The following is a 25,201-nucleotide window of genomic DNA, read 5'->3' as shown; positions in this document are numbered from 1 at the left end:
TATTGAAAGGAGATAGTAGTGAAATGAAAAAGAAGGTATTGTTTGGGGTACTGCTTGCAACCTTAGCTTTAAGCGGTTGTAATCAAAATAAAAGCAAAGACGATTCAACAGCAGTTGATCTTGGCAAACAATTAAATGCGAGTCAAGTAGCTGCAGATGTAAAAGCTAAATATGACGACGGACAGTTAGATTATACGGGTGAGAAATTGACTGTTCAGCGAAATGAACCAATTAAGTTAGACATTGATTTTTCGCCACTTGATTTAGGCATGAAAGATTTTAGAGAAGTCGTAGAAATTTATCAGGATTCAAATTTAACGCAAGGAATTGGAACTCATTTTAATATGGATGACGACCATACCTTTATCGAAGTTTTACCTCCTCGTTCAGCAGTAGCTGCGGTTAGCCAACTTGAAGTAAACAAAAAAGATTATGGATATGAAAATGGCAATCTAATGTTGTTTGAAAAAGATGATAACCAGGACTGGGGAAATTTATCTGAAGTTTATATGGCTGTCAAGGTTGATTTAGAAACTGGTGAACCATTAGATAAACCATTAGTTACCCCAATTCGAATTGCGCATGAAATAACTGGAGACCTACGTTTGAAACTATCTCTTACTGAAGAAGGGACACCAGAATTTTCTTGGAACGAATTAGAAGGTGCGGATTACTATTATCTAGTCGATGTAGACTATAAGACGGATAAAGGAGTCGCAGGACAAAGTTTTGTTCGAGAAAAAATTACAGAAGGTACTAGCTTTGAGGCAGAACCAGGCGCACAATTTACAACGTTCAAAGTAAAAGAAATCGATCGTCAAAAAGAAGATGTAATCAAAGAGTATGGTGAAGGAACGGGCCCGATTCAAAAAGAAGATGATACGGAACATCGTTATGCTGTTGTAGCTGTTTCCGAAGATGGAACCTCTTCAATGAGTAATACACTCAGCCTTACTGATTTGGCAAAACGTATTCCTTACGCAGAAGAAATTGGTAAAAGTAGCGAAGAAGAAGGAAGTACAACGGCAGCTGAAATGGGTTTATTACCTGCTTATCGTTGGGTGACGATGAGCGATGGTTCGCTAGTTCAAAAATTAATTAATTATGATACGACTAAAGCCAAAGAAGATACTGAACTTTGGGGTTCTTATGAAAAAGATGATTTATCCGATTTAGAGACCCATAAAGTTGAATTGATTACGATCCCTTATACGGTGGAGGGAACACCGTTCTCTGGTAAAGCAAAAGTAGAATCCTACAATGCAAAAACTTGGAAAGAAGATTTAGAAAAAATTAAAGAACGTCAAGATCAATTGCGTAATAAAGCAGGAAATACGCAAGTTGAAATGACGACAGAAGAAGTAGAAGAAGAAACTACAGATACTAAAAAAGATACCTCTGAAAGTAGTTCAGCTACCAAAGAATCTAGCAGTAGTCAATCTTCAAAAGAACAGACGACTGAAAGTAGTTCGACAAAACGTCGCCGGAAAACGAAAACAAGTGAATCGACGACAAATGAATCAAGTGCAACCAAGTCAAGTTCAAGTGAATCAAATAGCACTAGTAAAGAATCAACAACTTCGTCTTCAAAGAAAGAATCGACAAGAAGACGTAAAAAAGATTCCAAAGAAACAACTTCAGAAGCAACTGTTTCAGAAACAAATGATAAAATCACAGCTAATAGCGCATTAAGTGAATATTTAGCAATCAATATGCTAGATGGAAAAACAGAAATCGATATTCAAGACTTCCCAGAGGCGCTTGTTCAGGAAACGTTGTTTGAATCTTGGATGGAAGCCATTTATCAAAATCCATTGATTTTAGGAGCAGAAGGTGCGCAAATCAGAGATTTTGGGCAAACATTGAAAGTTACGTATAATACAAAACCAGAAGAAATGAAAAAGAAACAGGAAGAATTACGTAAAGAAGTGAAAAAAGTCGTTAAAGAAATCATCAAAGAGGACATGACTGACTTAGAAAAAGAATATGCAATCAATGCCTATCTGACTGAAATCGCTGAGTATGACAATGGTGCTTTAGAGAATGCAGAGAAAAATAATTTTGAAAAAGTCGATGCAGAATTTAACGATTCATTTACACCGTATGGCGTTCTAATTAATAAAGTAGGTGTTTGTGCTAGTTATGCTGGAGCTTTTAAATTATTGGCAGATGAAGCTGGATTAGAGGCAATTGTGGTAACAGGATATTTAGAAGGAGATTTACCACATGCTTGGAATAAAGTGAAAATCGAGGATGAATGGTATATCTTAGATGTTACAAATAACGATAATGAAGTTATGGCGAATGCTTTGTTAAATATACCGGGAAATGCTTCAACGAAAGTTTTAGTGGAAGATGATCGTTATGTGATTAATAGCCATTTAAATGATTACAAAGCTTCAGATAAAGATCAAGAGAGTGAATATTATCATGTGGAAGCTAAATATTTTGATGAAGATAAAATTGTTAAGGAATTAGTGACTGCTCTTAAAACAGATGGGGAAGCTTCATTAAGAACGAGCTACAATTTAACAGACGAACAATTTTATTCAATAGGAAGTAAAGTTGTTGAACAAACAAAAGATAACGATATGCAGGGGACCTATTGGATGGGTGTCATTTATCTAAAAAGTAGTAAATAAAATCACTAGCTGAGTAATAATTAATTGGGGGAAATGAAAATGAAAAAGTTTAAACTAATAATAATGATCGTAGCGGTGCTGACACTAGCTGCCTGTAACAATGCAACAAAAAAAGATTCAGGAAATGCGACAACGAAAAGTAAAGTAGCTGAACTAACAATCAAAGATGGACGTTATGTCGAGCCAATCGGCGGAGACAATGAAGATGGACAGGAATATTTAGCTCTGGATTTGAAAGTTAAAAATACTTCGAAAAATAAGATGTTTATTTTTGATGAATCCTTTTACTTACTAGAAGAGGGCGAAGATGATAAAATCAAACCGTTACAACTAGATTATGAGAATAAAATCAAAGGTTTTTCACTTGCGGGCGATTTATCTTCAGAGAAAAGTGTTTCAGGTACCGTTGTTTTTGCGGTAGAAGAAGGGAAAAAATATAGCCTAGCTTTTAGTTCGAGCGGCTATGATGATGATGGAAATTCTCATGATGATGTTGAAATGCCTCTAGATTTAAAGAAATATGAAAAGACTAAAAAAGAATTAGATGAGCCTGTCAAAGCTCTACAAGCCTATATTGATGTTGTCTTTTTACAAAAAGAAAATGATGATTACGAAAAATTAGTAGCCAATGATTCTAAAACAGAAATCGAAATGGTGACTAAAGAATACAATAATATGATGAAAGATACGTTTTACAGCTACCGATTAACAGATGATGATTTAGCTAAGGCCTTTGAAAGTTATGCTGGAAATCAAAGCGAAGCGATTGAAGTTACCTTGACTTCTGTTGGGAATATTGGTGATATGGCCAAAGTTAAGGTTGATTTCAAAGGAATCTCGGCACAAGCGGCGAATGATTTGATTAGTAAATTGAAAGATGAATACTATAATAAAAATGATGATTATAATTCTGAAAAAGAAGAACAATATGCAGTAAGTAAGTTAGAAGAGGTTTATTCAACTGCTGATGTTGGTGAACCACGTAACGATATTTTTGTAACAATGAGCAAAAAAGATGGTAAATGGAGCATTGACTTTAAGAAAGATGATTTTTACGAAAACAAATATCTATTAAGAGCTTTCTTAGGGGATGTAGATTAGATTTAAATCAAAAAAATAAGCAAAGCGAGGTTGAAACTAAAGTAAAAATTACTTTTGTTCCAACCTCATTTTTTTTCTTAGTCAAATAACAATAGAGCTAATGAATGTAAAAAGCATATTTCTATATCCTGTTACTTAACAGCCATCTCTGCTTGTTTTCTAGAAACTTGTTCACTGATTTTTAGGAATGGTAAATAAATGACAACACCCAGAGCAATCAGTAATATCTGTAAAATAGGCGCGCGCCAATCGCCACCAGTTGCTACCCAACCGCTGATGATTGGTGGTGTTATCCAAGGGACTAGCACCACTGTTTTACTGACTAATCCGATGGAAGTAGCAAAATAAGCAATCAGTGTTTGAATAGCTGGTAAACAGACAAAAGGAATCATCATTGGAATATTAAAAACGATAGGTAAACCAAAAATTACAGGTTCGTTGATTTCAAATAGACCTGGTGCAACAGCGAGTTTAGCAATTTCCCTATAAGGTTTGAATTTAGAAAATAAAAAAATGGCAATCAATAAAGAAATTGTTGCTCCTGTTCCGCCCATTTGAGCAAATGCGGTTTGGAAAGAAACCGTTAGAATGTGCGGAGGTTCTGTTCCATTGGCTAAAGCCAGCATGTTATCGTTGATATTTTGCGTCATAAAAGGTTCTGTAAAAGAGCCATTGATTACCGTTTGATGGATTCCGAAGGTAAATAAAAAATTCCCTAAACTATACAGGAAAAGATACCCTAATAAACTAGTACTGATTCCACGTAATGGCTCTTGAATCAATGTCACAATTAATGTGATTAGGTCAGTTCCTAAAGTGATATTTAAAATTAAAGCTAATGCTGCAAAAATCGATAAACTTAAAAGTGCTGGAATAAGGATATTAAATGATTTCGAAACAGCAGGCGGTACGTCATTTCCAAGATCAATTTTCAGATGTTTTCGATTCGATAGGAAAACGAGCAATTCAGTTTCCACTAGACCGATAATAATCCCAGCGAACATAGACGAAGTTCCTAGATTTGAAAAACTTAGGACTCCGCTGGCAATAATTTCTGTTTCACCAGAGATTGGCGATACACTGATTTGTAGCGGCATCATTACAATTAATGTCGCCAAAGCGATAATCGCCGCTGAAATTGGGTTACTAAATTGACGGTTTTTTGATAAGAAATAACCAATAGCAGGACAAAGCAAAAGACCAGCGATATTTAACGTCCCATTTGTTATACTGGTACCAAATTGTTGCATAGTTGTTAGTGTATCACCATTAAAAATAAATGGAAAGATAACAAAATTGACTAATACCGCTAAACCAGCTAGTATAAATAACGGCATAATTGTAGCGAACGCATCACGTAAGGTGCGCAGATGAATTTGATTCCCAATCCTCGAAGCAATTTCAACAAACTTATCCATTCTTTGACTAGATTTTTTTTCCATAACAAATCCCTCCTTTTAAATGATTCATCCGTTTGCAATCAAAAGGTAACGGCCAACAAAATAATTCACAAACACTCATAGTTGTTAGTTTTTATTCTCATATAAAATAGCACCATCACTAGCAATCACTTTTTTGAACCAATCGTAACTTTTTTTAGGAACACGTTTCATATCTTTTAAGTCATGATTGGTACGATTAACATAGACAAGTCCATAACGTTTGCGCATATCTCCTTGAGAACTCAAAATATCGATTAATCCCCAGCCGAGATAACCAATAACCTCTACGCCATCAATGAAAATCGCATCATACATGGCTTTCAAATGATCTTGATGGTACTGAATACGATAATCATCTTCAATTTGATTCACGCCATCCCACTCTTCTTGAACCCCCACACCATTTTCAATCGGGAAAACGGGTAACCGATACCGTTGATACATTTTGTTTAAAACATCTCTAAAACCTAAAGGATCGATTTGCCAGTTCCATTCTGTTGTTCCAATGTTAGGATTATCTGTTTTTCCATAGTCAAGATAAAAATTAGGAGCGGTTCCTTCTGGGATTTTTTCGGCACTAATTGTTGTTGAAGCATAGTAACTAAAACTTAAAAAGTCGTTTTTTTGTTTTGCAATATCTTCAAGCTCACCTGGTAAAATATTGACTTTGATTTGATTATTTTTGATGAACGTCATCATTTCATGTGAATATACACCTTTAGTATACGCATCAAGCAAGGTATAATTCACAAATTCATCCCATTTTCTAGCGACTAAAATGTCTTTTGGATCACTCGTCGCTGGATAAACTTCAGAATAAGCTAACATTCCGCCGATTTTAGCATCTGTTGTTTCATGAAGATAGTTTGCGATGCGAGCATGAGCAGTCATCACATTATGCAAAATTTTGTATAGATCATCGGTAGACCGGTCTCCTTCTAAATAGCCGCTGATTTTAAAAGCTTCTGAAACATGATACAAATTTTGTTCGTTAAATACGATCCAATAGTTCACTTTTGAAGCAAAACGATCCACCATTTCTTTTCCGTAGCGGACAAATGCATGTAAAACTTCTTTACTGACTAAGCCATTATATTTTTTAGCTAAATGAAGCGGCATATCAAAATGATACAAACAAATCATCGGTTCAATCCCACGAGCCAGTAAGCCATCAATCAATCGTTCATAGTAGGCAATCCCTTCTTCATTAAAGGCACCATCACCATCTGTAACAACCCGACTCCAAGAAATTTGAAAACGATACATATTCATTCCTAAATCTTTGATATAATCTAAATCCTCATCAAAATTATGGTAGTTGTCATTTGCAAAATGCCAATCGCTAGCGAATTCAGAGGCTTCCCGAATATCATAAACAGACAATGACTTTCCGCCTTCATTCCAACCACCTTCCGTTTGCATACTTGAAACAGAGTTACCCCAGAAAAATTTTTTGTTAGGTTTCATACTAAGTCTCCTTTGAATTTTAGTAAACGTTTACATTTCGAGTTTACAACATAAGGAATATAATGTAAAGTCATATATTTTTAAATGAACAACATTTAAGGAAGTTGATAATGCTTTTCTTTAGTTTTATAATAAATAAAAGTCTATTTGAAAAAACTTCAACTAGAATGAAAAATAAGTTAAATAAAAATTGAAGTGAATGCTAACATGAAAATTTTTTTGTAATTTTGTCTCCAACAATAATAACTTGAAACCAAGCTGATTTTTTGTTGGATTTTTCTTAGATGGATGCAACTATAAATAAAGAATGTGAGGAATTCTCATGGTAAAGTACAAAGAAGTGGCTGCTGATATTCGTACCAAAATTATTGACGGTATTTATACCAGTAAAGCACCCATGCCAGAACAGATTATTTTAGCCAAAGAATATAATACGAGTAGAATGACGATTCAAAAAGCCTTGGAGATTTTGCGAATTGAAGGACTTGTATACAGTCGACGAGGTTCCGGAACGTTTGTCCGACAAAATGCACGAACGTTATCAGAATTAGACAGCAAAGCAGATATTTATGAAGGCGTGACAAAGTTACTTGGCTCAAAAGGAAAAGTAACAAGTAAGATAATTACGTTTGCTATCCGTTTTCCTACTGAATTAGAGTGTGAAAAACTGATGATTGATAAAGCGAAACCCGTTTATGATATTGTTCGTTTACGTTATTTTAAAGGAGAACCTTTGTTACTAGAATATACAATCATGCCAATTGAAGTGATTCCTGGTGTGACAGAAGAAGTGCTGCATCATTCAATTTATAGTCATATTGAAGAAACGCTAGAATTTGGTATTGGTGTTGCTAATCGGCGTATTCATGCGGATCGCCCAAATGAAAATGATCAGCGCTATTTGAATTGTGAAGAAAATGATCCGATTTTAGAGGTGGATCAAGTGGTATTTCTTGATTCTGGTGTTCCTTTCGAATTTTCGCAAACACGACATCGCTATGATAAAGGGGACATTATCGTAGTCAATTTAAATCGGAAATATACGTAATAATTAATATTTAATTGGATAGGCTAGAAAGAATGATTTGGTATAAAAGGAGGAACTAAAGTTGTTATCTACAGAGCGAATTATTTTGCGACCATGGAATTTGTCAGATGCACCCAACTTATACAAGTATGCTTCTGATCCACGAGTTGGCCCTATCACAGGTTGGCCACCGCACACAAGTGTTGAATATAGTGAAGATATTATAACGAATGTGTTTGTTTCAGAACAACAGTATGCGATTTGTTTGAAAGAAACGCCAGAAGTAGCGATTGGTAGCATTGAGATTATGGAACCACGTTATCCATTTATGGAAGCAAAAGATGCTGAAGTTGGTTATTGGATTGGTGTTCCTTTTTGGGGCAAAGGACTTGTTCCAGAAGCGTTAAAAGAAATTTTACGCTATTCATTTGAAGATTTGGGAATTGAAACGATGTGGTGTGGCTATTACGATGGGAACCAACAATCAAAAATTGCGCAAGAAAAAGTAGGCTTCATCTATCAATTCACACAAAATGAGATCGACGTTCCTTTAATGAATGAGACTAGAATTGAACATTTTAGCAAACTTTCCAGAAATGACTGGGAGAGAGAAATTAGAAAATAATACTATATATAGCCAAATAGGGCTTCGCTCATAAGTAACTTAGTGAGAGGAGGCCCTATTTATTTATCAATGATGAGGAAAGTATCAAGTTATTTCTATAAAAAGCGCTAGTTATTTTGTTTTAATTATTTTCAGTAGTAGTTCAAGTAGGCTAGAAGAGTAGGTAGAACTATTTTTATTCACAATATAAGCTAATTCAATTTTTTGTTTTAAACTAAATTTAAAAAAGAAACGTCTATTCCAACTTAGGTACCAACCATTGAGTTGTAGCTCGATTACACTTTTTACTTGTTGATTTGCTCCATAATTATAAATCGCAATCAAATCAAAAAAATGATCCATTCTATTTCCCACATTTAAAATTTTTAGCACTTCTAATTGGAGCGATAAATCTTGTTTTTCTTTAAATAGTGATAAGAGTTTCTCCCTGATAAAAAGGGAGTAATTTTGAATCAATGATTCAGTTGCTTTATTTCTAACATCCCTTGAAGAATCAGCTAAACTATCAATGTTTAGAGAGATTTGTTCTTCTAGTGGTAAACATTTGGCCCAAAGCAATACAGACAACCTAATTTTTTTTCGATTAGATTGACGAGAGGCTAACATTCGTACTCGATCTTCGGGATCTTGTAAGAGTGCTAATCCATGAAAAACTTCAACTGGATAATCATTAAGATGCTCGAGATAAAAATTTCTACAATCGATTTCTGGAAACTGCTTTTTACTATATTTAAGTGCTAAACGTTTAATCACAGTTGCTCTGTCTAATAAACAAGCAAGTATTCGTTTTTCTTTTGGTCGATAATTATAGCACCATTCACAGGTGAATTTACGAACGATTGACGCAGGGTGGTGTAATAATTCATCTAAATAAGTTTGTTCCCAAAGTGGTTCCTTAATTATTTCTCGAAAAGTCCAAATCAAAACACTTTTATCTGTACTTTTTAAACCATTCTGCAATGTTTGCAATCTAAATTCATCGGGTAGTGAGAAACTTACTTTAAAGGCATAGCGAGAAATAGATGATTGATCATTTTGTTGCGCTGTAAATAATAACTCTGGCTGTCTTAATAATAAATGACTTATTGTGCTATGAAGCTCTTGATTTTCTCCGTGTTCCAAGTTTTCTAAACGATCAATAAAAGGAAAACAATAAATCAACTCGTCTTTAGGGAGAGAAAATAGTATTTTGCTGATTTCATTTGAAGATTGTACACGTAAACTTTGTAAGTGATCATTTAATGTGAGTAATAAAAAACGTAAACAATTACTTGGTCGTGAGCTAATGAATTTTTGAAGTGCGTATTCTCTAACATAACCATTTGTATGGAAAATAAGCCAGCCCCAAAAAGCGGGGAAGTCATCATTAGATGTCTTATGGAACATCGACACATTTATATCTAACCAATTCCAAGAACTTCGTCCATAGGAGTAAGTTCTTAGTTGTTTAAAAGTAGCTAAAAATTCATTGGGATTCTCTTTAAGCAAAAAATAAGTGAGACATTCTTTATAAAATTTTGTGTTTTCTTTGTCAAAGATAATTTTTTTATAGCAGTATTTGATTGCATCAGCAGGTTGATTTAATTCTGCACACTCTCTGCGTAAAGCTGCTAATAACCGTAGCATTTAGAAATCTCCAATCTATTTTGTTATAGATTTTATTTTAACATATTGTTTCAGTTGTAATACGAGTAAATGGGTATTCAGATTCTATTTATCGAAATTTCCTTAGACTAATGACTATATTGAATAATTTTTTGAGCTGATTGATTAAAAAAAATAAATGATTGAATTCTTTGTTTAAAACTTTACTTGAGTAAGAGAAGCATATTATATTATAACAACGTGTATTTATTGAAAAAAAGCAGAATAGCTTTTATCATCGATTTTTATAATTAACTAATTACAACCAAAAAAGAGAGAAGAAATAATCAAAAAAGCTGATTATTTCTTCTCTCTTTCTTTATACTATAAATCAATGCAAGATAAAAAAAATGGCGAGTGCCTTCTTTGCAACAAGTTGCCCAACTAGCAGAAAGACTTGTTGCAAGAAAATGTACTATTCAATGATACGGTCCGTCCTTATAATAAAATTATAGTTTTGATAACGCTATCAAATGAATAAGGCCTTTATTTCAATGAGTTAAGGAAGTGGTTATCATCATACTTACAGAAAGACAAAAAGAATTATTGCAATTGTTGAAGCAACAAAGTGATTTTCAAACGGTTGATTATTTTGCTCGTAAGCTAGGGGTTTCAAAACGAACAATTCATTCAGAATTGACTGAGATTGAAGACTATTGTCAAACAGCAGGTGCAATTCTTGAAAAAAAACGTGGTGTGGGTATTATTTTCCGTAAAGCAAAAGAGCGAGTTGCAGAAAATGAAGTAAAAGAAAAAAATGAAGCATACACAACACTAGATCGAAGAATTCAATTAATGGCACTCTTGCTTTTTGAGGATAAAAAAGTAAGTTTAAATTTTTTGTCAGATTTATTTTTAGTTAGTAAAACATCAATTATTCGAGATTTTGAATTTATTATGCCGATTTTACAGGTCGGTTCCATGATTCAGCTAGAAAGTGATGCACAAGGAACGTATTTGGTTGGTGATGAGGAAAATTTTCAGAAAGCTTATTTACAGTTTAGTCGTTATTTATTAAGCCATTCCAATTACTACTTTGAAGAAGAGCTTGCTGAAAAAATCAAGTTGTTGGAGCCTTATTATGGAGAATCAGTGATTAGTGTTTGTTCGAATATTTTGTATACCTATATTCGAGAAAATGTAAATGCGATTTCTGATTATTATGTCCAAAACATTCTCACTATTTTTATTATTTTAGTGTATCGCATTCAAGAAAATAACCATATGAGTATTTGTGAACATAAGGATGATTTAACTCAAAATCTATTTTTTGAAGAAAGTGCAGTTCAGATGATGCACAAAGCTGCTTTACGATTAGCGTTCTCTTATACCAATGAAGATGTTCAATATCTATCTCAGCATTTAGTTTCGAATCGTTTTGAACCACTGCCGGATTATGAAATTGACGACAAAATCGTAAATCTATTATTAACAAAAGCGTCTCAAGCATTAAAAATCGATTTTTCAAAAGATAAGAAGTTAGAAGAACAATTAAGGAACCATATTCCACCAATGATTTTTCGTTTACGCTCCAATAATAAAACTGAAAATCCATTTACGACACAGATCAAAAATGAATTTTCACTGACGTTTAATGTAATCTGGGTCGTTCTTGGTGAATATGAACAGGAGTTAGGAATTAATTTTAATGAAGATGAAATTGCTTTTCTAACAATGTATTTTCAAGCGGCAGTCGAACGAGCGCGAATGAATCGGAAAATTTTAGTTGTTTGTCAAATGGGTATTGCTACTTCAGAATTACTGATTAATCGAATTAAAAATGTTCTACCATCGTTGGATTCATTAGAGGTTGCTTCTGTCCCAGAATTAGAATTTATGCAATTAGAACAATATGATCTAATCATTTCGACTATCAAGGTGACGATACCCGGGAAAAAAGTGGTTGTTGTTTCCCCATTTTTAACGGAGCAAGATATTGTGCGGATTCGTAATTCTGGTTATCGACCAAGTAAAATTAGTCAAATAAATACGTTATCAAATGGGCATCACCTTAGAAAATTTGTTCGACCTGAGTTTATTTATCTAGATACTGATTATGTTTCAAAGGAAGAGATGATTACTAGAATTAGTGATCAATTGATTCACAAAAATTATGTGGAAGCAGCGTTTGTTGAGAGTGTTTTAGAACGGGAAGAGCTGGGAGGAACTGATTTGCCTTCAGGAATAGCTGTTCCACATGGAAATTCAAGCTATGTCAATCATACGGTAATCGGAATTGTCCGAAATCGAAAAAAATTTAAGTGGAATAAATATTCTGTTGATTTTATTTTTTTGATTTGTATTGCCAAACAAGATATCGCTCAAACTAGAAATATTTTATCAGATATCTATAACGTGATTGACAGTAGCCAACAGTTGAAGAACTTAAGAAGCGTGATATCAAAAGAAGCATTATACAAGAACCTTGGGAGTGAAGAATATGGAGAAAAGTGAGAAGAAAGTCCTATCAAAAGAATTGATTTTTCTAGATCAAAAATTAACCAATCAAGACAAAGTGATTCAATTGATTACTAAAAAAGCCGAAGAACAAGGATATGTAGAGGCTGCTTCTGATTTATATGCAGCGGTAAAAAAACGTGAACAGGCTGTTCCGACAGCGATTGGCTATGATATTGCGATTCCTCATGGAAAATCAGAGACGGTTGACTATCCATTTATAGCTTTTTTGAGAACGGAATCAGAGTTTCGTTGGACGACAGAAAATGAAGAAGTAGTTCGCTTGGTATTTCTGATTGGTGTTCCCGAGGAAAGTGAAGGAAAATTGCATCTTAAGTTTATTTCAAAGTTAAGCAAAAAATTATTAGATGAATCATTTAGAGAAAAGTTATTAGTAGAAAACGATAAAAATAAAATCTTTGAACAATTAAATTCAATTGAAATAGAAGGAGGAAATTAGTATGAAAGTAGTAGCAGTTACAGCCTGTCCAACGGGTATCGCTCATACGTATATGGCACAAGAAGCAATTGAAAAAGAATGTGGGAAACGTGGATATGAAGTACAAGTGGAGACACAAGGAAGTATGGGGATCGAAAATGAATTAGAACAAGAAACGATAGATGAAGCGGATGTGTTAATTTTAGCAGTGGCTATCGATGTGGAAGATGCAGAGCGTTTTGAAGAGAAAATTGCTTCAGGGAAAACAATAAATGTCGATCCAGGAGAAGTGATTAAACATCCAGAGAAATATCTTGATGAAGCTGAAAAATTATAAAAATAATTAAGGAGCGATTGAGAATGAAAAAAGAAAATAAGATTTTTAAAGACTTACAAAAAGCCTTTAACACAGGGGTTTCGTTTATGCTACCTTCCGTTGTGGTGGGCGGGATTTTTCTAGCCATCGCACTTGCCACAGGAAATGCGACAGATACTGGTATGGAGATTACCAGTCCATTTATGCAAAACCTCAATGATTTAGGGGCTGCAGGATTTGCCATGATGATTCCATTATTATCAGGTTATATTGCCAATTCATTAGCAGGGAAACCAGGTTTAGTACCAGGGATGATTTTAGGTTTTGTTGCGAATAATCCAATTGGTGCAGGACAGGTAAAAACAGGATTTCTTGGAGCGATGATTATGGGAGTTGCGGCTGGTTATTTTGTTCGTTGGTGTAAAATATGGAAAGTTCCTGCGACTATTCGAACAATCATGCCGATTTTGATCGTCCCAGTGGTAACGACTTTTGTTTTAGGAATGGTTTATATTTACATTATTGCTGTGCCAATCGGTGCTGCGATGGATTGGTTAGTTCGAGTGCTTGGGCAAATGCAAGGAGGTAGTGCTGTTGTACTTGGTTTGATTATTGGTGCAATGACAGCCATTGATATGGGGGGGCCAATCAATAAAACGGCAACTGCGTTTACGTTAGCGCTGATGGCTGAAGGCGTTTATGGACCGAATGGAGCACATCGTATTGCTTGCGCGATTCCACCATTAGCTATGGCAATTTCGACTTTTATTGATCGTAAAAAGTATACGAGTGAAGATCGAGATTTAGGAATCTCAGCATTTTTTATGGCATTAATTGGAATTACTGAAGGAGCGATTCCTTTTGCAGCAAAAGACATTAAACGAGTGTTACCAGCAATTATTATTGGAAGCGCTATAGGTGGTGCGATTGGAATGGCAACAGGTGTCGAAGCCTTAGTTCCTCATGGTGGTTTCATTATTCTACCGGTAGTAAATGGAAAAATTTGGTATGTGATCGCTATTTTAGTTGGTTCGGGCGTTGCAGCAGCAATTCTTCATTTTACCAAACCAGATTTAGTGGAAGCAGAAAGTAAAAAGAAAGAAGCAGCAGTTAACCCATCAATTGAGGAAGTAAAAGCTTAATTTTGGAGGATTGCTAGAACGACGCTAAATTGCAACAAGTTTACGACTTTTTCAGTAGACTTGTTGCAGAGAAATGTACTATTCAAGGAATCAAATCGTTCCTATAATTTAAACGTGATAAAAATCTCGTATTAATTTTGACACAAAGAAATGGAGAGAAAACCAAAATGGAAAAATTACCGATTAAAAACGTGGTAGAAGGTTTATTGAAGCTACAAAGCACAGGAGAAAGTGCGACTTTATTAGGAATTGGTCCAATGTCGAAAAACTGTGTGCAAGCAACATTAGAGTTATCTAAAGAAGATGATTATCCAATCATGTTTATTGCTAGTCGGAATCAAGTAGATGCAGACGAATTGGGCGGTGGATATGTAAATGGCTGGAATCAATTTACTTTTGCTCAAGCGGTAAAAGAAGTTGCAGCAGAAATTGATTATGATAATTTGTATTATTTATGCCGGGATCATGGTGGACCTTGGCAACGAGATAAAGAAAGAAATGATCACTTACCAACTGAACAAGCGATGGAATTAGGAAAAAAATCATATATTGCTGATATCGAAGCGGGGTTCGATTTGCTGATGATTGATCCAACGAAAGACCCGTTTGAAGTGGGGAAAGAAATTCCTTTAGAAACTGTTTTAGAACGGACTGTTGACTTAATCGAATTCTGTGAGAAAGAGCGTAAAGCACGTAACCTACCCGAAATCGGTTATGAAGTAGGCACTGAGGAAACAAATGGTGGTTTGACCTCAACGGAAACATATGAAACGTTTATTGTTCGTTTAAAAGATGAACTGACAAAACGCGAGTTACCAATGCCAACCTTTATTGTTGGTCAAACGGGAACTTTAACACGAAAAACTGAACAAATCGGAACCTTTAACTTCAAAAATGCGTATGAATTAGCTCAAATGGCGAAACAATATGGCGTCGGATTAAAAGAGCATAATGGGGACTACTTAGATGATGTGACGTTGTTGGAGCATATTCCTTCAGAGATTACTGCGACGAATGTAGCGCCACAATATGGAACAGAAGAAACCCGTGCCTATTTAAATCTAGCTTCAGTAGAGGCTAAACTAGTGGACTATGGATTAGTCAAAGAAGCTTCCCAAACCCGTACGGTTTTATTAGAACACGCGATTAAAAGTGAACGCTGGCGAAAATGGATGGTGGGAGAACAAAAAGAATTGACCGTTGAACAAATCATGACTCAAAACGATGCAACGCTTCAAGCTGAAATTTTAGATATTGCGGGACATTATACATTTAATGATGATGAAGTGAAAAGTGAAATCGAAAAAATGTATCGAAATTTGAAAGAATATAATATCGATGGGCAACGATATGTAGTCGATCATATCAAACGTCCGATTCGTGATTATGCTGAATGTTATAATTTGAAAGGTGTTACTACTCGTATTATAGAAAAGATTAAGTGATTAATAAAAGGACTAGATATGAACTAAAAAAGCTGGAATTCTCAACAATCATTTTTCAATTTGTTGGAATTTCCAGCTTTTTTCTTGTGATTAATCAAGTAGTATGAACAGATTAGATCAGTTCTTTTCCTATATTTTTTAACTAATTTTACTCGTTTGATTTTATCAAGCATTTTGAATAATCAACGAAACTTTTCCATGAGTAGTTGAATTTTCGAGTATCAATCTACCGTCATGATACTCAGCGGTTTTTTCGGCAATTGCTAGTCCAATACCATGGTTAGTCAAATGAGTACGACTTTTGTCTTGTTGCCATAGCATATCTTTGGCGTGTAATAGAGCTTCATTTGAAAAACCTGGCCCATTATCGTTGAAAATAAATGCTGTTTCTTGGTTATTTTGAATAACTTCAATTGTGACTGTTCCTGATTCGGTAAAACGAATCGCATTTTCTCCAATATTGATCAGGGAACGAGTTAACATGAAAAGTGCACAATAAATGGGCTTAGATTCGAGACTATATTGATAATCTAAGAGTAGATTTTTTGCATTTGCTAAGGGTTCTAATACTTTATTTATTTCTCCGATTATTGATTCAAGAGCAATGAATTCTTTTTCATTGTTCATAAAATCAACAGTTGTTACTTGCTGTAAAGCCGCAATATACTGATTGGCTCTTGAACCTGAGTAAAGAATATTTTGTACAAGAGCTTTCTGATCATAATTTAATGTGTCTTCTAGTAACAGTTCTGCGTTTCCGTTAATAATGGTCAAAGGTGTTTTTATATCATGGCTCAGCGCAGCAACTTCTTGTGTCCGTTGTTGTTGGCTTTTCCATTGTTGTAGTAACGAATTTTTTAATTCTTTTCGCATGACTTCCATTGTTTTAAGCACTTGATTGAATTCTTTTATTTCTGCTGAAGTAGTAATGGCAGAATCTAAGTTTTGTTGTGTGATTTGCTGACTGGCTTGTTCGATCAATAAAAGTTTTTTCTTGATTTTTTTACTGATGGACCGAATATATATAAGGAAAAAAATTACTAAAACAACCAATGTCCCGGCAAATAAAACTAAATCGGCACTAGGGAAAATTTTTTGTAAAGTTCTATTAGTAAACTGAGCTTTGTACGACCAAGAAAAAAGGCAACGGCTACCGTCTGAAAATAAAACATATGCGCCTGTCGAATAGGTTTTATTTTCAGATGGATAGGCAGCAATTACTTCTTTGAGCGCCTTACCTGATAGCGAAGAGTCCTTTACATTACCCTCTCTATCAAAGTACACATAATCATAAAAAGTTGAATGTACTTTGTTTGAAAACTGATCGCTTTGGCTAAGCTGTTCAATCATTAGTCGGGCTTCTTTTTCTCCAGTATTAGCTGGAGAGATGATACTAGCTTGAATAAGAAGTTGAAACATAATAATAGCTAGAATCAAAATGAGTACTGTAATAGAAAAAGCGAGCAACAGAATACGTGTCACATAGTTTGTCAGACTGATTTCTTTTCTTTGTGCCATCGGTAACCAATCCCCCAAACTGTTTCTATTGGTTCAATAGGATAGAACTTTAATTTCGCTCGAATATTTTTTATATGTTCAACAATAACGCTGTCTTCAGACTCACCTTCATAACCAAAGACGGCTTCATAAAGCTGTGTTTTAGAAAATACCTGTCCAACGTGTTCAATCAAATGCGCGCAAATTATATATTCTGATTTCGTGAACGGGACTAAGTTATCTTTGTAAAAAATTTGTTTCTCCGTTAAATTTAAAGTAATAGCGCCCGATTTGATACTATGAGTATGGATACGGGATTCTCTTCTAAGATGGGCACTGACTCTCGCACGTAACTCTGCGATGGTAAAAGGTTTTTGAATATAGTCGTCTGCCCCTAAACCTAGACCATGTACCAAGTCAGTTTCGGTTGTTCGAGCAGTTACAAATAGAATAGGACAATCGACAAGCTGACGAATCCTTTGGCAATAAGTAAAGCCGTCTTCATCAGGCATCATAACATCTAATAAAATTAAATCCACGAAATTAAGTTTTTGCTGAGAGATGTCTTGGGTATTTGTCGACGTGATTACTTGATGCCCTTCCCGTTCTAAAGTTGTTTTAATAAAAGTTAGAATATCTTGATCATCGTCTATTGCTAAAATAGTCGCCATATTTTCACCCCTTTAGTTTTTAGTATATTTAAAAATAGCATACGATTCAAGTCGCTTATTCTTCCAATTGTCTACCTTCCCATTTTCTAACCCAAATAAAAAGCAAAATCATTCCTAATAAAGTATCAATCATCATAAAAAGGAAACCCGTTGTTAAGTTTACAGGAGTTGCTTGATTCGATACTAAAAAGACGTGACTCACTAATGGAATCAAACGAATTCCCCAAGCGCTGGGAAAGAAAAACCAAATTTTTTCACCTAGTCCAGTCAAAAGCAAAGCCGATAGTAAGAAGGAGACGGCGGCTGTAACATAATTGACTGTTTGACCAAATCGTAACCCAATCCAAGTATGAAGAAGATATTGAAATAAGGAACAACTCCAGACAATAAACGTCAGTAATAAACTTAAATACAATGGAAAAGCAGTGCTTGAATCCATTAGAACGCTACCAAAATGAAAACCTAAAGCAATAAGTAGACAAGAAACTAAACCACCAAAAAGCAAAAATAGTAATTTGGATAGTAGACCTTGACTGCGTGAAGGGAGGCTTAATAAGAAAAAACCGCCACCGGCTTCGATTTCCTGATTAGTAACCAATGTACAAAGTCCAGTTGCAACGATAGGATAGACCCAAGTCAGCACTTGATAAAAGTTGATTGAAAAAAGAGCTGCTGGTCGTTTCGTTGTTACAAGATAGCCTAAAAAAACGGTAATTCCTAAGAAAGGAATGAGCAAATGGAGGATGAAAAAAGGAGTTCTTTTTAATTTTAATAAATCAGAATATAATAGTCTTTTTAAGTTATTCATATTAATTTCTCCTATTGTTGAACCATTTTGTTGTTAACCAAGAAAACAATATAAATAAGCAAATTGTAATCAATATTCCTGGAAGGACGACAGTTGTATTGTGTAAATCACTAGTTGAGGATAGTGGGACACCGTTTGGATTGACCGCGATAATAGCTGCCATCAATCTTGGAGCTATTGAAAATGGAATAAACCATAATGGACCACCAGAAAAATCTTGAATAGATAAAATCAAATTTAATCCAATAATGCTGATAAAAGTTGTGGTTGAGTTGAATTTCGCTGATAAAAATAAGGCTAAAGGAATTTGCCAAATCCAAGTGATTGTCAAAATAATACAGGCTAAGAGACCTTGACTAATTGATAATTGTGCGCCAAAAATGAAACCGAAAATGGTTGTTAATCCAAAGAGGACTAAACTGCTAGTCAGTAAGTAAAGACAGGCAATACTAATTTTAGCTTGCCAAAGCAATTTTCTCGAATAAGGTAATATTTCCAAATTAAAGTAACCTATTTTTTTTTCAGATTGGATTAATTGTGCGCAAAATAGCGCAACGATTGTTGGCAGTAACGTCATATACCACCAGTTATAGGCACCAATCTGAGTAAGTTGTCCTCTCATTAGAAAAGCAGCCATTAAAGAAACTAAAAGTGGTAATAGAAATAATAATTTTCTAACAGGCGTATGTTTTCCTTTGAGGTATTCAGAATAAATTAATTGGGGCACTTGTTATTCACTCCATTTCATTTGCTGATTTTGCAACGCTAATAAATAATTCTTCTAGGGCACGACTGTTTTCAGGTAAGGGCCCTTGATAACCTAACTGACCATTCGCAATAATGCCAATCGAATCTACCGTATTCTCTATTTCAGATAAATTATGACTAGATAAAATCACGGTAATCCCGAGAGAAGGAAGGGAACGAATAAGTTCACGTAAAGATTGGATTCCTATTGGATCTAAGCCGTTGGTCGGTTCATCTAAAATAAGTAGTTTTGGACTGTTTAATAGTGCTAAAGCAATACCAAGGCGTTGTTTCATTCCCATAGAAAATTGTTTTGCACGTTTCTTTCCAGTAGTGGTTAAATCAACAAATTTAAGAACTTCATTGATTCGTGATTTTGGTAAACCCAAAGCAGTTGTTCGAACGAGAAGGTTTTCTTTTGCTGTTAAATTACCATAAAGTGGCGGGTTTTCGATTAAAGCACCAATTTCTAATAAGTCTTTCCGCTCCCAAAGTTTTCCTTTGTAGATTATTTTTCCGTCAGTGGGTTGAACGATTCCTGCCATCATTTTTAATGTCGTCGATTTTCCAGCGCCGTTTGGTCCTAAGAGGCCATATATTTGTTTTTCAGGAATGGCTAAAGATAAATTTTTGACTGCATATTGCTGAATATAACATTTGTTCAAGTTTTCGGTTGTTAAAATCATTTTCTTCATCAATAAGAGACCACCTTTCTATATTTTTACTATAAGAGTAAAGTATAAGGAAACTATAAGGAATTTCTATTTTTTATATACATAATTAAAAGTGCTTTTTTTACTTAAGTGAATGATTAAAAATTGAAGTTTGTCAGAGATTTCATTTCAATTTTATAGTAAGATAAAGCTAAGGATGACTGAAAATGATTGAATTATTCGAATATTTCAGATATTTAGTTGAAATTAAGAGAAAAAGTAACGCTTACGTGAAATAAAAGTGCAGCGTTCAGATAATGTATTACAACTAAATTCAGCAACTATTCGTCATGGTAGTTTTCGAGTATTTCCTGATAGAGTAAGAAGACTTTGGTGAGTTGGGAGAAAGAAACATGATAACAATCAGACAAATTGCACAAGAAGCAGGCGTCTCTAAGAGTACGGTATCGCGATATTTAAATAATGGGTATGTAAGCAAAAAATCGGAAGAAAAAATAAAGCAAATTATTAATAAACATAATTTTATACCTAATGAATTTGCGCGAAATCTAAAGGCAGAAAAAAGTAAGTTTATAGGTGTAGTAGTTCCACGTTTTGATTCGCCTTCTGTTATGAGTGTCCTAGATGGAATTGATAAAGTAGCTAGAAAAAATGGCTATCAACTACTGATTCAAAATACCGAATTGGATATTGCTCGGGAAATCGAGAGTTTGTTTAGTCTGGTTCAAAACAAAGTTGCGGGTATTATTTCATTTGCGACTGAAATTACCGAAGATCTTTTACAAGCAGTTGATAAAATCAATTGTCCAATCATAATTTTTGGTCAATCACATCCAGACGTTTACTCTGTTAATCAGAATAATTTCCAAGCAGGTCAATTATTAGCCAGTCGTCTTATTTCTTACGGACATCAAAACGTAATCTATGTCGGAGTACCAGAAGTGGATGTTTCAATTGGCATTGATCGTAAAAAAGGTGTGGTAGAAACGTTTGAAAAGCACGGAATATCTGTGAAAACAGTAGAAGCAACGTTTAGAATAAATGATAATTATCATTTAGGTTTAGAGCTTTTTGATCAACCACAAGCAACACTTTATATTGCTGCGACCGATAATATGGCAATGGGGTTATATAAAGCGGCACATGAAAAAGGTCTGCAGGTTGGTTCAGATATTTCAATCGCTGGTTTTGGTGGGTATACTTTTGGTGAGTTTGTGATACCAACATTGACTACGGTGGATCTACATCATTACCATGCAGGGGAAGTAGCTGCTATACAATTAATTAAACGCATTAATGGAGAATCGATTCAAAAAGAACATTTCATCGAGGTATCCTTTTGTTCAAGAGAATCTGTACGTTAAAATAAAATTGTTGACATCGCTTACAAAACTATGGTATTCTAATTGCATAAAATGTGGTACCGGTACCGCAAAAATTTAGAGGAGGAATTTTTTATGGAAAACCAAGAAATCGCTCAATTAGTCATAGAAGCTGTTGGGGGACAGGAAAATATTGTGAGTGTTGCTCATTGTGCTACGCGGTTACGTGTGATGGTGAAAGATGAACAGGCGATTGATAAAGAAGCTATTGAAAATATTGACAAAGTAAAGGGCGCTTTTTTTAATTCAGGACAATATCAAATTATTTTTGGGACCGGTACCGTAAATAAAATTTATGATGAAGTAATTAAGTTAGGTGTTTCTGGAACAAGTAAAGGCGCGATGAAAGCAGAAGTTGCTAAATCGGGAAATTGGTTCCAGCGAGGTATTCGTACATTTGGAGATGTTTTTGTCCCTATTATTCCTGTGTTAGTCGCTACCGGATTGTTTATGGGCTTAAGAGGCTTACTTACACAGCCGCAAGTTTTAGGCGTTTTTGGTCTGACTCCTGACTCGATTAATAGTGACTTTTTAATGTATACCCAAGTTTTAACGGATACTGCGTTTGCTTTTTTACCAGCGTTAGTTGCATGGTCAACGTTTAGAGTTTTTGGCGGAAGTCCAGTGATTGGGATTGTTTTAGGCTTGATGTTAGTAAATCCAGCACTACCTAATGCGTATGATGTTGCAGCAGGTTCTGCTGGTCCAATCATGTTTCTTCAATTTATTCCAATCGTAGGGTATCAAGGGACCGTTTTACCAGCCTTTATTGCAGGGATTTTAGGAGCAAAACTAGAGAAAAAACTTCACAAAATTATTCCAGACACTTTTGATTTGTTAGTAACGCCATTTGTAACACTGTTAGTTATGAGTATGCTTTCTTTAGCTATTATTGGTCCAATTTTCCACTCATTTGAAACAGTTGTATTGAATGCGACCGAATGGATACTAGCATTACCGTTTGGTTTAGCAGGCTTAATTATTGGCGCACTGAATCAAGTAATTGTTGTAACGGGTGTCCATCATATTTTTAATTTTTTAGAAGTTCAATTATTAGCAAACTTAGGTAAAAATCCATATAATGCGATCATTACATGTAGTATTGCAGCTCAAGGCGGAGCAACATTAGCAGTTGGAATTAAAACAAAATCAAAAAAATTAAAAGCTTTGGCGTTTCCTTCCGCACTATCTGCTTTCCTTGGAATTACTGAACCAGCTATTTTTGGGGTGAACTTACGTTACTTCCGCCCATTCATTATGGGATTAATTGGTGGCGGTATTGGTGGATTTGTGGCAAGTTTACTCCACCTTGCAGGAACAGGAATGTCAATTACAGTCATCCCAGGAACGTTACTCTATTTAAATGGTCAGTTAATTCCTTATATTTTAGTGAACCTATTATCAATCGGTGTTGCTTTTGGTCTAACGTACTTATTTGGATTTAGTGATGATATGTTAAAGAAAGTTGAGGATTAGTTAGACAATGTTAGATGGTAAGGTGAAAAATTCTCGTTTCCCTGTTAATTATCATATTACGCCTTTAGAAGGATTACTTAACGATCCAAATGGTTTATGTTTCTATCAAGGATTTTATCATGTATATTATCAGTTAAACCCAAAAGGTACGGACCATAAAAACAAGTGTTGGGGACATGTAAAATCAAAAGATTTAGTTCATTGGGTTCGAGAACCGATTGCGTTAGCACCTTCTGAGTGGTATGACAAAGACGGAATCTATTCAGGATCAGCTATTGTGGTTGGAGAATTATTATATGTATTCTATACTGGAAATGTAATTCAAGCAGATGACAGTAGAAAAAGTTATCAGTGTGTGGCTGTTTCAAAAGACGGTCAAACATTTGAGAAATTAGGACCTGTCATAGAAGAGATTGTAGGATATACTCGTCATGTGAGAGATCCAAAAGTTTGGTACGATGAGCTTGAAAAATGTTATTATATGGTCCTTGGCGCTCAAAAGAATGATGAAGTTGGTACGATTTTATTGTATTCGTCTGTAGATTTATTCAATTGGGAAAGCCAAGGAGAACTATTGGCTAATAATGAGATAAAAAAAATAGCGCAACGCGGCTATATGTGGGAATGTCCCGATTTATTCACACTAGATAATGAACAACTTCTTATCTATTCACCACAAGGAATTGAGCAAAAAGAGCATCAATTTGCTAATTTATATCAAACCATTTTGTTGCGATTAGCGAAAAACAATGAGAAATATACTATAAAAAATGAAAAAATGATTGAATTAGATTGGGGCTTTGAATTTTATGCGCCTCAAACATTTGAAGCGCCAGATGGACGCAGAATTTTATTTGGCTGGGCGGGTGTAATGCCAGAAAGGGATGAAACAGTTGCGCCAACAATTGCAGAAGGATGGATTCATCACTTAACGATTCCACGAGAACTTTCCTTTAAAGAAGGGAAGTTACTTCAAAAACCAGTCACAGAGTTAAAACAATTAAGAACGACAACTAGGCAGTATACGCTTGAGAAACAATGGCAAGAGACGTCATTAAAAAATGAATTGGAACTACTAGTATTGTTTGAAGAAACAGCAATAGATTTTGAATTAAGAATTAAAGAAACGACTAGACTCTCTTATAACGCCGAAAAAAAGCAATTTTGTTTGCAACGATTAAATTGGGCGACTGGAAAAAAAGAGAAACGTTTGACTTATTTAGATCGACCAGTTCAAAAAATACATGCCTATCTAGATGGTTCTTCACTAGAATTGTTCATTAATCAAGGAGAATCGGTTGCGACGGCTCGCTTTTTTGAAGAAGGACCAATGTCCATCACATATGTAGGGGGAAATAGCGGTAAAGCTGAGGTCTATGAGTTGAAATAAGCTTAAAATCAAAGAAAATTATGCTATCTATTGAGGAGTATCAATAGATAGCATAATTTCTTTTGTGAAATTAAGTGAAAAAATAAACAAAAAAAGCTATAGTTTGAAAATTTCAAAAAAGAAATTTAATATTTTACTAAAAGAAAATAATAACTATCTTTATGGTTAAAAAAAACAAAAAATATTTCTTGGATGTGTGTAATCTAAGAAATGTTTTTTTCGTTTTTCCAAATAATTTATTTAAGTATTTGTTAAAAATAAGTATATTTTATTTTTTTATTATTGTCTACATAAAAAAAGATTGTTTTTTATCATTTTTTTTACCTTTTGTCTAAAAAAATGAGAATAAATAGCATTTTATAATGATTGGATTTTTTTAAGTAAGTAACCAATAGTAATTACTTCTACTTTAATATGCATTTTTCTTTCATTATTTATCTATAAAAAAAATATTAGCCGTCAGTGTAGCCGTCACTATATGAAAGATATAAATTAGTAATAGTTATATAAAAAGATTCTTTATGAAAAAAAAGTTTATTTTTCGATAGGTCTTTTTTTCTTATGTCTAATTCAGAAATAATAAAATTTTTGGTAAGTAAATTTATAAAGAAATCATAGTTAAATATAGATAATAGGAATTAAAATAACAGATTTTCTAATTTTTACGAAATAGAATGGCTGTTATTAATATAAAGTTTTACTAAAAAAGTCAATTAGAAATATCAAAAATAATGTTTTTTATTAACTAGCTATATTTTTTTAACACAGATGCTTGTGAGTAATTAAATAACTAGTGAATGTTAAATAAA

At 34.3% G+C, this 25,201-nt stretch carries 19 protein-coding genes and 1 pseudogene; 12 read left to right on the top strand and 8 right to left on the bottom strand.

The features are described from left to right. Positions 1 to 23 precede the first annotated feature (23 nt). Complete coding sequence (locus ACYSNW_RS05635; protein WP_461743499.1) at positions 24 to 2,642, top strand: transglutaminase domain-containing protein; 2,619 nt, start codon at positions 24 to 26, stop codon at positions 2,640 to 2,642. A gap of 39 nt (positions 2,643 to 2,681) precedes the next feature. Further along, entirely contained in the window at positions 2,682 to 3,743 is a 1,062-nt protein-coding gene (locus ACYSNW_RS05630) for a DUF5105 domain-containing protein (protein ID WP_461743497.1), read from the top strand. Positions 3,744 to 3,874: 131 nt separating this feature from the next. On the opposite strand, the gene ACYSNW_RS05625 is transcribed toward ACYSNW_RS05630, so the two are convergent. Continuing rightward, positions 3,875 to 5,185, bottom strand: a complete 1,311-nt coding sequence (locus tag ACYSNW_RS05625; protein ID WP_461743496.1) for a PTS sugar transporter subunit IIC — start codon at positions 5,183 to 5,185, stop codon at positions 3,875 to 3,877. Positions 5,186 to 5,269: 84 nt separating this feature from the next. Continuing rightward, a complete protein-coding gene (locus ACYSNW_RS05620; protein WP_461743495.1) occupies positions 5,270 to 6,652 on the bottom strand; it encodes a glycoside hydrolase family 1 protein in 1,383 nt (460 codons plus the stop codon). Between the two features lie 322 nt (positions 6,653 to 6,974). On the opposite strand from ACYSNW_RS05620, the gene ACYSNW_RS05615 reads away from it, so the two are divergent. Together ACYSNW_RS05615 and ACYSNW_RS05610 are read left to right on the top strand one after the other, a co-directional pair. Further along, a complete protein-coding gene (locus tag ACYSNW_RS05615; protein WP_461743494.1) occupies positions 6,975 to 7,700 on the top strand; it encodes a GntR family transcriptional regulator in 726 nt (241 codons plus the stop codon). Positions 7,701 to 7,761: 61 nt separating this feature from the next. Continuing rightward, positions 7,762 to 8,304, top strand: coding sequence for a GNAT family N-acetyltransferase (locus ACYSNW_RS05610; RefSeq protein WP_461743492.1), 543 nt, complete (start codon positions 7,762 to 7,764; stop codon positions 8,302 to 8,304). Positions 8,305 to 8,415: 111 nt separating this feature from the next. Here ACYSNW_RS05610 and ACYSNW_RS05605 read toward each other — a convergent pair whose 3' ends face one another. Beyond that, entirely contained in the window at positions 8,416 to 9,930 is a 1,515-nt protein-coding gene (locus ACYSNW_RS05605; protein WP_461743491.1) for a hypothetical protein, read from the bottom strand. 525 nt (positions 9,931 to 10,455) lie between these two features. On the opposite strand from ACYSNW_RS05605, the gene ACYSNW_RS05600 reads away from it, so the two are divergent. The 5 genes from ACYSNW_RS05600 to ACYSNW_RS05580 all read left to right on the top strand — a co-directional run bounded on the left by ACYSNW_RS05600 (position 10,456) and on the right by ACYSNW_RS05580 (position 15,747). Continuing rightward, on the top strand, positions 10,456 to 12,402 hold the full coding sequence (locus tag ACYSNW_RS05600) for a BglG family transcription antiterminator (protein WP_461743489.1): 1,947 nt from the start codon (positions 10,456 to 10,458) through the stop codon (positions 12,400 to 12,402). Then, a complete protein-coding gene (locus tag ACYSNW_RS05595) occupies positions 12,389 to 12,865 on the top strand; it encodes a PTS sugar transporter subunit IIA (protein ID WP_461743488.1) in 477 nt (158 codons plus the stop codon). Before ACYSNW_RS05600 ends, ACYSNW_RS05595 begins: the two co-directional genes overlap by 14 nt. Before the next feature lies 1 nt (position 12,866). After that, entirely contained in the window at positions 12,867 to 13,181 is a 315-nt protein-coding gene (locus tag ACYSNW_RS05590) for a PTS fructose transporter subunit IIB (RefSeq protein WP_461743487.1), read from the top strand. Between the two features lie 23 nt (positions 13,182 to 13,204). Continuing rightward, entirely contained in the window at positions 13,205 to 14,302 is a 1,098-nt protein-coding gene (locus tag ACYSNW_RS05585; RefSeq protein WP_461743486.1) for a PTS fructose transporter subunit IIC, read from the top strand. Between the two features lie 167 nt (positions 14,303 to 14,469). Then, entirely contained in the window at positions 14,470 to 15,747 is a 1,278-nt protein-coding gene (locus tag ACYSNW_RS05580) for a class II D-tagatose-bisphosphate aldolase non-catalytic subunit (RefSeq protein WP_461743485.1), read from the top strand. A gap of 165 nt (positions 15,748 to 15,912) precedes the next feature. On the opposite strand, the gene ACYSNW_RS05575 is transcribed toward ACYSNW_RS05580, so the two are convergent. From ACYSNW_RS05575 to ACYSNW_RS05555, 5 genes are read right to left on the bottom strand one after another with little or no spacing between them, the layout of a single operon-like run. Continuing rightward, positions 15,913 to 17,265: a sensor histidine kinase gene (locus ACYSNW_RS05575; protein ID WP_461743484.1), complete on the bottom strand. Its 1,353-nt coding sequence runs from the start codon at positions 17,263 to 17,265 to the stop codon at positions 15,913 to 15,915. After that, complete coding sequence (locus ACYSNW_RS05570; protein WP_461743483.1) at positions 17,238 to 17,915, bottom strand: response regulator transcription factor; 678 nt, start codon at positions 17,913 to 17,915, stop codon at positions 17,238 to 17,240. The genes ACYSNW_RS05575 and ACYSNW_RS05570 overlap by 28 nt, the downstream gene beginning before the upstream one ends. Before the next feature lie 55 nt (positions 17,916 to 17,970). Further along, positions 17,971 to 18,723, bottom strand: coding sequence for a lantibiotic immunity ABC transporter MutG family permease subunit (locus ACYSNW_RS05565; RefSeq protein ID WP_461743482.1), 753 nt, complete (start codon positions 18,721 to 18,723; stop codon positions 17,971 to 17,973). Between the two features lies 1 nt (position 18,724). After that, a complete protein-coding gene (locus ACYSNW_RS05560; protein ID WP_461743481.1) occupies positions 18,725 to 19,450 on the bottom strand; it encodes a lantibiotic immunity ABC transporter MutE/EpiE family permease subunit in 726 nt (241 codons plus the stop codon). 7 nt (positions 19,451 to 19,457) lie between these two features. Then, a complete protein-coding gene (locus tag ACYSNW_RS05555; protein ID WP_461743480.1) occupies positions 19,458 to 20,165 on the bottom strand; it encodes a lantibiotic protection ABC transporter ATP-binding protein in 708 nt (235 codons plus the stop codon). 371 nt (positions 20,166 to 20,536) lie between these two features. On the opposite strand from ACYSNW_RS05555, the gene ACYSNW_RS05550 reads away from it, so the two are divergent. From ACYSNW_RS05550 to ACYSNW_RS05540, 3 genes and pseudogenes are all read left to right on the top strand, one after another. Then, entirely contained in the window at positions 20,537 to 21,508 is a 972-nt protein-coding gene (locus tag ACYSNW_RS05550) for a LacI family DNA-binding transcriptional regulator (protein WP_461743479.1), read from the top strand. Positions 21,509 to 21,601: 93 nt separating this feature from the next. Further along, a pseudogene (locus ACYSNW_RS05545) lies at positions 21,602 to 22,975 on the top strand (sucrose-specific PTS transporter subunit IIBC); the annotation flags it as partial. Positions 22,976 to 23,009: 34 nt separating this feature from the next. After that, positions 23,010 to 24,392 (top strand): glycoside hydrolase family 32 protein, encoded by a 1,383-nt coding sequence (locus tag ACYSNW_RS05540; protein ID WP_461743478.1) that lies wholly within the window; start codon positions 23,010 to 23,012, stop codon positions 24,390 to 24,392. Positions 24,393 to 25,201: the final 809 nt, after the last annotated feature.

The organism is Enterococcus sp. LJL99 (assembly GCF_054871725.1).
The sequence above is the reverse complement of the archived record's forward strand: the minus strand, read 5'-3'. Positions and strand labels throughout refer to the sequence as shown.

What these genes read in the sequence shown, in the direction of transcription:
- ACYSNW_RS05635 (WP_461743499.1), top strand. Translation starts at nt 24, where the DNA reads ATGAAAAAGAAGGTATTGTTTGGGGTACTGCTTGCAACCTTAGCTTTA.
- ACYSNW_RS05630 (WP_461743497.1), top strand. Translation starts at nt 2,682, where the DNA reads ATGAAAAAGTTTAAACTAATAATAATGATCGTAGCGGTGCTGACACTA.
- ACYSNW_RS05625 (WP_461743496.1), bottom strand. Translation starts at nt 5,185, where the DNA reads ATGGAAAAAAAATCTAGTCAAAGAATGGATAAGTTTGTTGAAATTGCT.
- ACYSNW_RS05620 (WP_461743495.1), bottom strand. Translation starts at nt 6,652, where the DNA reads ATGAAACCTAACAAAAAATTTTTCTGGGGTAACTCTGTTTCAAGTATG.
- ACYSNW_RS05615 (WP_461743494.1), top strand. Translation starts at nt 6,975, where the DNA reads ATGGTAAAGTACAAAGAAGTGGCTGCTGATATTCGTACCAAAATTATT.
- ACYSNW_RS05605 (WP_461743491.1), bottom strand. Translation starts at nt 9,930, where the DNA reads ATGCTACGGTTATTAGCAGCTTTACGCAGAGAGTGTGCAGAATTAAAT.
- ACYSNW_RS05595 (WP_461743488.1), top strand. Translation starts at nt 12,389, where the DNA reads ATGGAGAAAAGTGAGAAGAAAGTCCTATCAAAAGAATTGATTTTTCTA.
- ACYSNW_RS05590 (WP_461743487.1), top strand. Translation starts at nt 12,867, where the DNA reads ATGAAAGTAGTAGCAGTTACAGCCTGTCCAACGGGTATCGCTCATACG.
- ACYSNW_RS05585 (WP_461743486.1), top strand. Translation starts at nt 13,205, where the DNA reads ATGAAAAAAGAAAATAAGATTTTTAAAGACTTACAAAAAGCCTTTAAC.
- ACYSNW_RS05580 (WP_461743485.1), top strand. Translation starts at nt 14,470, where the DNA reads ATGGAAAAATTACCGATTAAAAACGTGGTAGAAGGTTTATTGAAGCTA.
- ACYSNW_RS05575 (WP_461743484.1), bottom strand. Translation starts at nt 17,265, where the DNA reads ATGGCACAAAGAAAAGAAATCAGTCTGACAAACTATGTGACACGTATT.
- ACYSNW_RS05570 (WP_461743483.1), bottom strand. Translation starts at nt 17,915, where the DNA reads ATGGCGACTATTTTAGCAATAGACGATGATCAAGATATTCTAACTTTT.
- ACYSNW_RS05565 (WP_461743482.1), bottom strand. Translation starts at nt 18,723, where the DNA reads ATGAATAACTTAAAAAGACTATTATATTCTGATTTATTAAAATTAAAA.
- ACYSNW_RS05555 (WP_461743480.1), bottom strand. Translation starts at nt 20,165, where the DNA reads ATGAAGAAAATGATTTTAACAACCGAAAACTTGAACAAATGTTATATT.
- ACYSNW_RS05550 (WP_461743479.1), top strand. Translation starts at nt 20,537, where the DNA reads ATGATAACAATCAGACAAATTGCACAAGAAGCAGGCGTCTCTAAGAGT.
- ACYSNW_RS05540 (WP_461743478.1), top strand. Translation starts at nt 23,010, where the DNA reads ATGTTAGATGGTAAGGTGAAAAATTCTCGTTTCCCTGTTAATTATCAT.